Annotated in this window: 6 protein-coding genes; 4 read left to right on the top strand and 2 right to left on the bottom strand. The window is 56.4% G+C overall.

Features of this window, described 5'->3' with window-relative positions; all coding sequences use genetic code 11:
• Window positions 1-10: 10 nt before the first annotated feature.
• Together R2676_RS20715 and R2676_RS20710 are read right to left on the bottom strand one after the other, a co-directional pair.
• A complete protein-coding gene (locus R2676_RS20715; protein ID WP_206273746.1) occupies window positions 11-2065 on the bottom strand; it encodes a capsular polysaccharide biosynthesis protein in 2055 nt (684 codons plus the stop codon).
• The gene (locus tag R2676_RS20710) at window positions 2066-3220 is read right to left on the bottom strand and encodes a glycosyltransferase family 4 protein (RefSeq protein WP_206273806.1); all 1155 of its coding nucleotides are present in this window, start codon (window positions 3218-3220) and stop codon (window positions 2066-2068) included.
• A 146-nt stretch (window positions 3221-3366) separates the two neighbouring features.
• Between R2676_RS20710 and R2676_RS20705 the strand changes: the two genes are divergently transcribed.
• The 4 genes from R2676_RS20705 to R2676_RS20690 all read left to right on the top strand — a co-directional run bounded on the left by R2676_RS20705 (window position 3367) and on the right by R2676_RS20690 (window position 12695).
• Complete coding sequence (locus R2676_RS20705; protein ID WP_206273747.1) at window positions 3367-4533, top strand: polysaccharide biosynthesis/export family protein; 1167 nt, start codon at window positions 3367-3369, stop codon at window positions 4531-4533.
• 147 nt (window positions 4534-4680) lie between these two features.
• Window positions 4681-7131, top strand: coding sequence for a polysaccharide pyruvyl transferase family protein (locus tag R2676_RS20700; RefSeq protein WP_206273748.1), 2451 nt, complete (start codon window positions 4681-4683; stop codon window positions 7129-7131).
• Between the two features lie 15 nt (window positions 7132-7146).
• The gene (locus tag R2676_RS20695) at window positions 7147-9768 is read left to right on the top strand and encodes an FkbM family methyltransferase (protein WP_206273749.1); all 2622 of its coding nucleotides are present in this window, start codon (window positions 7147-7149) and stop codon (window positions 9766-9768) included.
• Window positions 9768-12695: a glycosyltransferase gene (locus R2676_RS20690; RefSeq protein ID WP_206273750.1), complete on the top strand. Its 2928-nt coding sequence runs from the start codon at window positions 9768-9770 to the stop codon at window positions 12693-12695. The genes R2676_RS20695 and R2676_RS20690 overlap by 1 nt, the downstream gene beginning before the upstream one ends.
• The last annotated feature ends 25 nt before the right edge of the window (window positions 12696-12720 follow it).

Here is a 12720-nt window from a genome sequence, read left to right as displayed (position 1 = left end):
ATTCGCTCAATCAGCGCACCTGCCGGATCGCAACGACTCCTGCGTCCGGTAGCGTCACCTCACTCAGCCGCGTCTGTCTGCGTCGCGTCCAAGCCCAAATCCCATACCACACCGTGTTTCGGCTCCATCGCCACGCCTTGCGCAACGGCCGCCGCCAATCACCTGCAATCCGTTCGAGCGGACGCGAGGCGGTCAACCCCAGCTTGCGGACCACCGCCTCAGGGGTGGTGAACAACTGCGTGGTCCAGTCCCAGTAGATCGGGTAGCGCAGCAGCGTGCCTGCGACCAGCATGTCAAGGGTCAGGGTGCGTTGCCGCCAGGGCTGCACCAAGGCGTCGTGTGTCAACCCCCAGCCGGCATAGAACGGGAGGCCATAGGTAAATACTCGCTTGCCCCGCAAGAGGGCATCGAAACCCGCAAGCGATGAGAGCACGTGCACCTCGTCGGCTCGTTCGACCAACGAGACCAAGTCAGCCTCCGCGTCAACAACATCGGCCAGTTCGCGTGCATGTATCAGCCCTTGCCGATTTCCGGATAAGACATCCGGATGGGGCTTGTAGACGATAAAACCATCTGGATTGCACTTGCGCACAGCCTCCAGCAACGCTTCGGCGGTAGCGATCGCGCCTGTACCGAAGCGGATCGAAGCGTCGTCTGCCACCTGGCCGGCCACGAGAATGATGGTCTTACCGCCCGGCGCCTCCCAGTCCGGCGCGCGGCGCCCCAGGTTGTACTTTGTGACACCCAATTGCGAGACCAGCCGGCGCAGCGCCGCTGCACGAACGAGTTCGGCATCATCGAAGTCCGCGGTGTTCAGGATGTGCGTGAGCTCGCTGGGGGTGCGAGCATCGAAATACAGCCCCTCTCGATCCAACACTTGGCTGCATGGAGCGTTCATGTCGGAGCCCAGCCCGTTGGAATGGAAAAAGCCATCTTCCATGCGGAGCATCGCCGCTCCAACTGGAATACCGTGCGTGCTTTTTCCGCCCCAGACAACAGCACGCTCGCTGGCGTCCAACTGCTCAGGTGCACGCGTCCAGCGCAACATGCCGCCGCCAGCGGTGAGGTAAGGCGTGGCAAAGCGCCGCTTCCATCGCTGGAAACGCACACCCGCTACGCGCTGGCAATCGACATAACGCGCACGGACCGCACGCTGCAACTCGATGCTGTCGAGCACGCGCTCCAGCGTGCCATCGTCATGGGTTTCCGGGTCGAGATAGCGGGCCAGCCGTAAATAGATGGCGTCGAACAGCGCGGTGCGGGTCAGGCGCTGCCGCCGATCCGGCATTGGAAATTCATCTGCTGTCAGGCCCAAACCCGCGTAGTAAGGGCGCCCAAACACGCGAACCGGCACGCCTGCCAGCAGCGCGTGCATGCCCTCTGGCGCACTCACCGTGTAGACATGGTCGACATGTGGCAACGTGGCCAAGAAGCTGAACCCAGCGGCGACGCTACGAACGGCAGGTGCAGCCCACCCCTCAAGGGAAATACCACCCCGGCCGCCAAAAGCTGCTGGCCAGACCCAGAATTCCGCCTCCGGGTGCTCACCCTGCGCCGCCCTCACCATGCGATCAAATGCAGCCAGCGCGGCATCAGACTCACACGGCTGGTCGATCAGCAGCACCCGGGGCCGGCTGCGTCGCTGCATCAATTCGGGCGGACACTCAGGCACAACGTTGCGCTCGAAATCGGCCCGGACGGCCACTACGCGAGCCATCAAGCTTGGCAATTCCGGCGCGGTCCCCAGCCCGTCGGTGCTGGCGAGCAAGGCATCAAGGGCGTGCCGTAAGGCGTCGTCTATTGCGCAGGGCCCGGGCAGCACGAACCAGGACAGCATGGGCTGCCCTGGCTTACATGCGGACCAGATTGGACCGGGAAGCAATGCCGGTGTGGTCGCGTCGAAGATCCGTTTGAGTCGGAGCAGCACACGCCCTGCCCTTCGCTCGCTAAAGACGCCGCCCGCAAGGCCTCGCATCGATGCCAACGTGCGCCAACCGCTCGTCACGCCGCGCAAGGGCGACGCTCGCTGAGCCGCAGGCCGCGTTGCCACACCAAGGTTGCTCATTTAGAGCAGGCCCTCGATGAACTGATCCACCACCTCGAAATGCTGCTGCCACGTCGGCTCACGAAACCCCTTAATACGACCCAGTTGGTTCGCACGCCGCACGCTGCCCGGCGAAGCATAGTCCTGAATACGTGCAATCCAGCCGGGCCCGTCGAGCGGATCAAGGTAATCGGGAATATCGCCGGCAATCTCATGGAACACCGACAAATCGCTGGCAATCACCGGCACTTGCATCGCAAGTGCCTCTGCGAGCGGCATGCCGTAGCCCTCAACAAAAGAGGGGAACAGCAGCGCCTGCGCATGGTGCAGGTAGTTGTGGAGGCGCGCATCCGAGCAATCAGCTTCTTCGATGACAACACCGCGCAGCGCTGCGCACCGCTCCAGCATATCCACCACGTTCTCACACTCCCAACCCCGCCGGCCAACGACGACCAGCTTTGGAGCGCGAGCGCCCAGTGTTTCCACCAAACGGCGCCACACATGCAGCAGCAGCCAGTGATTTTTGCGCGGCTCGATGGTGCCCAGCATGACGAAATAAGGCTCTGCAATCGGGCGCTCGCCCGGCTCAGCAACCGGCACACCGGAGGCCAGGCGCGCCACCACAGACTTCGGCAGAGGCCACCCAGAGTGGCGGGCCTGCTCGCTCAAGGAATCGAGCGTCGCCTGTGAATTCGCAATCACGCCTGCCGCGTGACCAAGCGCTACACGCATCCGCTCCTGATGCGTCTCTCGCACGCCGGGGCGGCAATACTCGGCATGTGTGAGCGGAATCAGATCGTGCAGCATGAAAACCGTGCGGATATTCCGGTTTGTTAACGATCGGAAATATCGGCCATATTCCAGCCCAGAATGGCTGGTATGCAAAAGCACGCCACGCTCAAATCGCTCTCGCCGAAAGGCGGCGAGGCTAGCACGCGCCATCAGCATTCGCGCACCCCTCCAATGGGTGGAGTCCTGATTTAGCAACAAATCGAAGGCCTGCGCCGATTCCTTTTCCGACAACACGACATAAAATCCGCGCTCGCTCAGAACGGCGCGCGCCCGCGGCGCATAGTGGCGGATATATGCAAGGCCGACGCGGTCGACGCCGGTTGGCAGCGTCCGTTTGGCAAGCCTGTCGAGAAGCCGCGTAACGTCGAGGAATATGGGTAGCACAGTTTTTTTGTGCGTGCGTGAATCCACGCAGGAAACGTCAAAATATGCCAAAGATTTTTGCGAGAATGCGCGGCGGAGCTGCGTATTTTAGCGATGGGCATGGGATACTTGCAAAGTTTTACTTGGCTTAAAGAATCTCTCACAGAATGCGCAGCCTGTCCGCCTTGCTGGCGGCCGTGTCAATTGCCGGCACGGCTAGCCTTACCGCTTGCTCCTCCGTTCCCTCCTCTGGCCCGACTCGATCGCAGGTTGCCGACGCCACCACTGAAGCTTCGGTTACCGCCGGCATCCAGATCGTCGACGTGACGGAAGAGGTCGCCCAGCGTCTTTTGGCTGAACGCCAGACAACCGACTTTGCCCGGGCCTTGGGCGATGGAGCGCAATTCCGGCAACAGCTGGGCGTGGGCGACGTCATTGAAGTGTCTGTTTGGGAAGCTCCGCCGGCCACCCTGTTCGGGGCCACGGGCATGGACCCGCGCGTAGCACCAAGCAATGCACGCGTCTCCGTCTTGCCGGAACAGACCATTAGTGGGGACGGCTATATCAATGTGCCGTTTGCCGGGCAGATCAAGGCCGCTGGACGCACCACCTCGCAGCTCGAAAAAGACATTACTGCCGCGCTCAAGGGCAAGGCCAACCAGCCGCAGGTGCTGGTGCGCTTGTCGAAGAACGTTACGTCTTACGTGACCGTGGTGGGCGATGTGGCCGCCAGCACCCGCATGCAACTGACAGCACGCGGCGAACGACTCCTGGACGCCGTAGCCAGCGCCGGTGGCGTGCGCCAACCGGTGGACAAGATGACCATTCAGGTCACGCGCGGTAACGTGGTCCAGACCCTGCCGCTGCAAACCATCATCCGAGACCCGCGCCAAAACGTCGCACTGCGCGCTGGCGATGTCGTTACCGCGTTGTTCCAGCCACTCAGCTTTACCGCGCTAGGCGCGACCGGCAAGAACCAGGAAATCAACTTCGAGGCGCAAGGCATCACGCTCGCACAGGCAATGGCCCGTGCCGGTGGCCTTGAAGATTCGCGCTCCGATGCGCAGGGCGTGTTTATCTTCCGCTTTGAAGACGCCAGCGCCCTGCCCTGGCCACGTCAACCGGTACGCACAACACAGAACGGCAAGGTGCCGGTGGTCTACCGCGTGAACCTGAAAGACCCTGGAAGCTTCTTCGTGGCGCAGACATTTGTAATGGACAACAAGGATCTGCTGTACGTGTCGAACGCGCCGATTGCCGAACTGCAGAAGTTCTTGAATGTGGTGTTTTCCGTGGCTTATCCGGTTGTCACCACAGTGAATACATTCAAATGAGTATTTCGGGCGGTCTGCACGCTCTTCTAAACAGATTCACTGGCGCGCAGCTGCACAAGGCCACTGGAAAATAGCACCCAGACAACGGCACCTTAATTCGCCGATACCTCTTAGCTCAGCACGCGCCAATAGATATCAACGATTCCATTGAAGATCCTGTTTTATCTGTATCCCGGGATCCTGCCTCAGGGCCCGGACTTTACCGGAGGGTGGACAGGGCTGTTTGCTCGCCTTGCGCGAACGCTAGGCAGTACGACGTCCACAGGTGAATACTTCATCGTCACCGCCGCTCGCTTCGCACATCACGCGACAAACCTGCCTGAGCGGGCCCACCTCCGGCTCATCGATGACGTGGCACTGCATGTTGCCGCGAGAGCAATCGCGCCTTTGGACAGCACACCAACTGCGCTGGCAGATCTCGCGCGGCGGGAAACAGACGAATCACATCCTGTTATCCGACTACTCAATGACGAGATTCGGGCCGCCTGCGCCGGTTTCATGCCCGACCTGATTGTCACGTTCAGCATGCAGGCCGAATATCTTCATTCGATTTGGCCTGAAGCGCCCATCCTGAATGTAGAGGCTGGCGCCTTCTCTCGATCGCCATTTGCGTTCAGCCTGTATTTTGACCACATGGGCATCTACCGGACCTCTGCGCCGGCGGGACTGCCCAATTGGAACTTGAGAGATACGGTTGCTGCAGACACGCTACACCTGGCCGCAGATTTCCGCGCATGGGCGAGTGATGCCCTGAGCCAGGAGGACCCGTTCCGTCATCACGATTACCGTGCAAAGTTCGATCGCCTGGCGCTCTTGCCCCTGCAGGTCTCGAACTGGTACTCGTTTGATGAATACTGCAACTACAAAACGCAGTTTGAATACCTTTTTGACGTCCTGTCGGCGGCACCCAAAGATGTCGGCGTCATTGCTACCGAATATGTTCAGTGGGGCCACGTTTTCGATGCAAGCCACTCCGGCACCAATCTTGAATTTCTTCGCCGCAGCTTTCCAAATCTGATCGTCCCGCCGACGGCGCGCAAGTATGCGTCACCATCGCAGTATCTCGTGCAGCACGTGGACGGTGTGTGGTCCGTATCGTCCAACGTAGGCTACCAAGCGCTACTCTTCGGCAAAAGGCTTGGCTCGCCCTTGCGCAGCTTCTACCGCAACGTCGCCCACAACCATACGCCGACAGAGTTTTTTGCGAACCTGCGCTACACAGCATCGGCTGAAGATCGGCTCCCGTTTCTAGCGTGGCATCTTGAGCGGTACCTTGTGCCCGAGGCTTTGCTAGACAATGGCAAGTGGCTTCTTCAGTACCTTGATGCGCGTCGCACGGCGATTCTGGGCGCGTCCGATCCGCTCGACGCCTTTATTCCAATCGGGGATTCCAACGAAATCCGCGCGGCATGGAACTTGAGGCCACGCAAAGGCCAAGCGAGTCGCTGGGTCAGCAGAGGACTGCAACGACTGCAGCGGGAAGCCAAAACCGAAATTCTGCTGACTCAGCTCGAGAATCGCGCGCAAGCTGCTAGTCATCCCGCGGCCCTCAGCGAGAACGGTCAGGGAGACGGCTACATTCTGCTCAATGACACGCGCGCTATCGACCAGGCGCTGCATCTCGGATGCAATGTCGTCACCGACTACATTCATCGTCAGCTATCAGCCACTGGGCTGCGCTGCCTGGGCAGCGCTAACACCGCTGAGGAGTGCGGCGCACTACTCAATGCCCCCGACATCTCCAAGGTCCGGCTCATCGTGTTTAACGGCGAGGGTAGCCTGCATCACGACAGTACGCGCTGCAAAGCGCTCATGGAGTTTTGCGCTCACATGAAGCAGCGCTCCGTGCCGTGCGTACTAATCAATACTGTCTGGCACGAGAACTCGGACTACCTCGGTGAGTTGCTCTCGATATTTGATCTAGTGACCGTCCGCGAGTCCATCAGCCACAGCTCAATTCAACGCTGGCGTAGCGATGTCGCACTAGTTCCGGATATTTCGTTTGCTGCCTTCCGAGAAGATCTCGCCAGCACTGACCGCCCTCCTCTCTCGTTGAGCGGGAGCACAACGCCGTTTGCTGTCATTGACAATGTCAATGCAGATGTTGCCAGGACGCTAGCCGAGTTTGCTGAGTTTCATCGTCTACCCTATTTCCTGATGGGGGGGCTCCATGTCGACACGACCGTGACTAACGGGGCCATAGCCTACGAACTCAATGGCATGGTTTTTCCACGCATTCTCCGGTCTGCACAGACACTTCGACAAATGAATGCCGTGCTGACTGGCCGCTTCCACGGCCTGACAGCAGCTCTGGCTGCCGGCACACCGGTTGTTTCCCTCCCTTCCAACACGCCAAAGATCGAGGGATTGTTGAAGGATATTGGCGTACAAAACTGCTCACTATTACCTGCAGACTGGCTTCAGCTCGGACACAACCAGAGGTACGGAGCAATTGAAGCCATGCTCGCCAATTGGAACTCGTCGCTCCTGGGCCGCGTAGACGCGTGGGTCAATGCCGCGGTAGGGAATATCGATCAGATGTTTATGGAAATCAAAAAGATGGTGGGTGCTGATTGTGGCACTAAGCCGGCAATTTAATTCACTAAATACGGCATGATTACCTCTTACGCGCAGAACTTTGAAGACGTGATGTTATGGCGCGCGCTTCAGCACGTAGTAGACGGCTTCTATATCGATGTGGGCGCTCAGCATCCCATTATCGATTCGGTCAGCAAGGCATTTTACGAGCGCGGCTGGCGCGGTATCCACGTAGAACCCACCACCACCTACGCGAGCTTGCTGAGACAGGATCGACCTGAGGAAACCGTCCTGCAAGCAGCCTTGAGCTTCACGCACGGGACGCTAACGTTCTTCGAAATCCCGGAAACAGGTCTCTCTACGGCAGACGCCACCATTGCTGAACGCCACCGGCAGCAGGGATTCGAGATCCGTGACACCACGGTTCCGTCCCTCACTCTGCGCGACGTGTTTGAACGGGCCGGCACACGCGACATCCACTGGCTCAAGATTGACGTCGAAGGGTTCGAACGGCAGGTGCTGGAAGGTTGGGGCAACTCGCGCGCCCGTCCATGGATCGTTGTCGTGGAGAGCACCCTTCCCCTTACGACCATCGAATCGCACACACATTGGGAGCGGCTCCTGCGTGAGCGAGACTACGCGCACGTCTACTTTGATGGGCTCAATCGCTACTACATTTCGGCTGAGCATCCTGAACTGCATGACGCCTTCCGCGCCGGACCGAATGTGTTCGATGATTTTGCCCTCAATGGCACCGCAAACGCTTCCTTCTGCCGCCTTGTACAGGAACGTCACAAAGCTGAAATCAGCAATCTGCAAACGGAGTCGGACCGGGCAAAACGAGCAGCGCAGGAAGAAGCCGCGCGCCTGGCCGAAGCATTGGCTACGCAAAAGGATCATCAGTCCCAGCGCGAACAAGCGTTAGCAGAGCAATTGCGTGCAGCAAACGATGTCATACAGCAGCTCAACTCGAAGCTAGTTGAAGCGGGTCGTACGGGCAACGAAAAGGAACAATCACTCCTACGTGACCACACCGCCAAGTTGGAGTCACTGCACCACCAGCTCCAAGCGAGCCAGACCGAACTTCGCCAAGTGGCCCAAGAAGCTGTCGCTCGAGAAAGAGAACTGACACGAGACGCAGCCGAAATCCGCCAGGAAGTGGAAGAGTTGTTGCGCACGCTATTACAACGCGAGAAAGAGTTCTCGCAAGAGCTCGAGCAAAGCCGCCGAAGCGCCGAGCAAACTCTAGCGGATCGATTTCAAGCCCATCAAGCTGAGCTTCGACAACTGGCTCAGGCGGGCATTGAGCGCGAGAACATGCTCACGCAGCAAAACCTCTTGGTCCGGCAAGAGATGGAAGCCGTGCTGCGTCTACTAGCTCAGCGTGAACGTGAGTTTGCGCAAGAATTGCTGCAAGCCCGACGCGAAGCCGAGCAGGCCCATACAGAACAACGCCGCACATATGCAGAGCGAGAACGAAGTCTCCGACGCGAACAAGCCGAACGCGAGGACCGGCTAAACGGGCAGATCAGCCAACTCGGATCGGAACTGGTGGAGTTGCGGCATTCGTTGGAGCAACGGGAAAGCGCGTTTGCCCATGAACTTCAGCAAGTGCGTCTCGAAGCCCTGGAAGCCGCCCACGAACAAGTCCGATTGCTCGTTGCGCGTGAGGAGGCATTGCGTCGACAACTCTTGGCTTCCCAGGAAGAACAGCGCAACGCCGAAGCGCGCGCCCATGATCGAGAAAAACAGCTTGGCGGGGAAATCTCTAGCAAGCAAAGAGAACTTATCCAACTGGCGCAGGCTCACGCAGTGCATGAAGCACAGCTCAGGGAGCAGCTCGTTGCTCAGCAACGCGCAGTGGATGCGCTGCGACAACACATTGAGGCGACGCAGTCCTCGATGGTCTGGCGGCTGACGCAACAGCTACGGCGCTTTAGCAGCACCTTTGGTTCGCGCAGCGCGCCACCAAACCTATTCCAATTACCGGCCCCTCCTATCGTGGTAACTGAAAACCATATCGAAACGCATGCAAGGGTGGCGGCACCAACTGAGATTTCATCTGCAACGATCAATATGAATCCGACCCTCTCCGCAAAGACCGTGGCCGAATTACTGTCCTACCACGACCGCCAGTTCATCCAGTCCGCCTATATCACCCTGCTTGGTCGGTTACCTGACACAGAGGGTGAAATCTATTATCTCGGCCGACTGCATTCCGGGTATCACAAAGCGAGCGTATTGGCTCAGATCGCCAGTTCTAAAGAAGCACAGGCTTGCGGCGTAAAGTTGCCGGGCCTCGACAGCTTGATTGCGGAACAACGTCGCGCTACACACTGGCTCTGGCGCATACTCGACCGCGGTGCACGCTTGGAACGGCACGGCAACCGGCTTGAGCATGAACTTGGTCGCATAAGCGAACGCTTGGAGCATATCAACGCACAGCAGCGCGACCTTGCCGAACATGTCCACCATCTGGACCGCACCATAACAGGTTTGCTGGCAAACCCGCACGAGCGGGCCGAGGTTGCTGCACCGGCCGCCCCGACCACGGCCGCTACAAGCACTCATGCCAGTCAGATCACCCCAGTGGAAGAGGAAATAGACCTTGCCGGCTTGTCACTGCCGGCGAAGCGGATCTTTGTTGAATTGGGTAAAGCGGTAGCAGCCGCACGTGCAGAGGGAGAGCAAAAATAATGCGAATTGTTATTGATATGCAAGGGGCGCAAACCGGAAGCCGCTATCGCGGAATTGGCCGCTATACCCTTTCATTGGCCAAAGGCATGGTACGCAACCGAGGCAAGCACGAAATCGTTCTCGCACTGAGTGGATTGTTCCCTGAAACTATTGACTCCTTCTATGAAGAGTTTGACGGTCTGCTGCCAAAAGAAAATATCAAAATTTGGCACGCCATTGGACCAACGCAGGAAGTTCAATCAGAGAACCGCCAAAGACGAGAAGTTGCTGAGCGAATCCGCGAAGCATTTCTTGCAAGCCTGAACCCTGACGTCGTTTTGATTACAAGTCTCTTTGAGGGATTAGGAGATGATGCCATTGGTAGCATTGGGCTCTTAGAAAAGAGCATCCCGACTGCCGTCATTCTTTATGATTTAATTCCACTTATCAATCCGGATTCGCACTTTCGAAACAGTCAAGTCCATCAGGAATGGTACAAGCGGAAAATTAATTCCTTGAAGCGAAGCGAAATGCTCTTGGCCATTTCCGAGAGTGCACGTCAAGAAGCACTTATGGGTGTGAATTTCGACCCTGATTCAGTAGTCAACATCTCTGGCGCCTGCGACACATTCTTCCAATCGTCAGAAGAGGCCAAAGGCAACAAACTCAGAGTGTGGAAAAAATTTGGCATTGAAAAGCCATTTGTTATGTACACGGGCGGAGCTGACGAACGCAAGAACTTGCATCGTTTAATTATGGCGTACGCACAACTGCCAAGCAAAATACGTAAGTGCCATCAACTAGTTTTCGCCGGGAAAATGCCGGACAGCTACATTAAGGACTACTTCGAAACTGCGAAGAAATGCGGAATGATCGATGGCGAACTGGTTATTGCCGGTTATGTTGAAAACCAGGATCTGCTTACCCTATACAACACCTGTGCGCTTTTTGCGTTTCCATCTCTGCATGAAGGTTTCGGCATTCCACCGTTAGAAGCGATGGCCTGCGGTGCTGCAGTTATCGGCGCAAACGCCACGAGCCTACCAGAAGTGATTGGCTGGACGGACGCAATGTTCGACCCTACATCGGTACCCGAGATTACGGCGAAATTGCAGCAAGCCTTAACGGACAAGACTTTTCACGCGAATCTAGTTAAGCACGGAGCAGAACAATATCGTAAATTTTCCTGGGATGACAGCGGGAAAAAGGCCATTATTGCATTGGAAAGATTCGCCCCCCAGAGCAGCGCACCAATGGCCGTCTCCTTGAACGTGGAAAAAACAGCTACCTTTGAGCCCCGCAGGTTGAAGATACTGGCAATCAAACTAGATCATCTCGGTGATTTCATTTTATCCATACCCGCGCTGACAAAGTTGCGGGCGAAGTACCCATACGCCTCCATTGATATCGTGGTCGGGAGTTGGAATGTCGATTTCGCAAAAAAGCTAGGCATCTTTAACCGAATCCATGCCTACGACTACTTCAAGAAGAAATCATCTGAAGCACCGTCGACTACCGAAGCCATTCTAGATAATTTGATCACACAGCTTGATCAATATAGTATTGCCGTGGATTTACGGAGGCAACCTGACACCCGTTTTTTACTAACCAGAGTGAAAGCCGACATTAAAGTTGGTTACCAAACATTTAATCGCGAAATTGATACGAGCTTAGATGTAGCAATTCCAACTCATCTGGATGTTGCGCATAAAGCGACGCCGCACAACGAAACGTCTATCTCAGTACAAATGATTCGGATCGTGGATGCCATACCGGCAGACCCCGGGGATTTCGTAACCTACCCCTCCATCTGTAATGAGATCAACCGCGTACCTGACACGGTTGCAATTTTCCCGAAGGCAGGCATGGATGCTCGCGAATGGGACGCGGCAAAGTTCTCCGATTATGTAAATCTGCTACTAAAAAATTCACATATACGCGAGATCAACGTCTACTTTTCCAACCACGCGGACGCAAGCGAGTTCACCTTTAAATCGCACGATAGACTTAATGTACACATCGGCCTCAAGCTTGACATACTAACCGAGTCTTTAGCAAAAAACTCTGTCTGCATTGCTAATAATTCAGGAGGCGCCCACCTAGCCTCCTATTTAGGGTTGACTGTTATCGGCCTATACTCGGGCCATGAAATGGCATCGGAGTGGGGACCTCAATTCCTTAATGGTTATGTTATTCAGAGAGCTGCCCCCTGCTCTCCATGTCATGGAGCCATGCGAACCGATTGCCCATATGACCGATTCTGCCTGACCGATATTCCGGTTTCTGATGTATACAACAAGACGCTGGAAGCCCTTGGACACAAAAGCCAATCCGGAATTAAATTACAGAGCGACGGCCCCACAACAATTCGCCAACAAAAGAATACCGATACAATTGTTCGCTTACTAATGAAATCACTAGGAAGTCTGCTATGCGACGCAAATCAAACGGATCTACTGAATTTGGCTGAAATCATTGCACGAAATCATCCAACATACTCGCTTTCGCCGGATTTACGTAGCATTAAATATGGCGAACGTGTTAACCATCGTTCCGCTCTAATTGACTGGGTGGGTTTCAGCGGGGTGGAGGCGGATTTCCGCTGGACGGATGCACATGTGGTTGAAATGTTGTTCGATTGTCAAGAAGGAGTATCTCCATCCTCCTCCCTCACACTGTTTTTTGACACGCTCGGGGAGCAGCATATCCACGCCTACATTAACGGTGAATCCACTTTTGAGGGCGTGCGGTCTGGCAGCAACATCGAGCTTGAACTTTCAGTGCACAATCTTCGCTCTAGTAGTAATCGACTAAAACTCGTGCTTCCAAACGCGCGAACACCCGGTAATGGGGATGGACGCAAGCTCGCATTGGCTGTTCGTGGTTTGCTCATCGAACGAAAGCAACAGGTCGCAGAATCCCAACAACAATTTTTGGAAACCGCTTGACGCTGTTGTACGGGACCTGCGTGCA

Source organism: Ralstonia flatus, assembly GCF_958439105.1.
In the GTDB taxonomy this organism is placed as follows: Bacteria; Pseudomonadota; Gammaproteobacteria; order Burkholderiales; family Burkholderiaceae; genus Ralstonia; species Ralstonia flatus.
The sequence above is the reverse complement of the archived record's forward strand: the minus strand, read 5'-3'. Positions and strand labels throughout refer to the sequence as shown.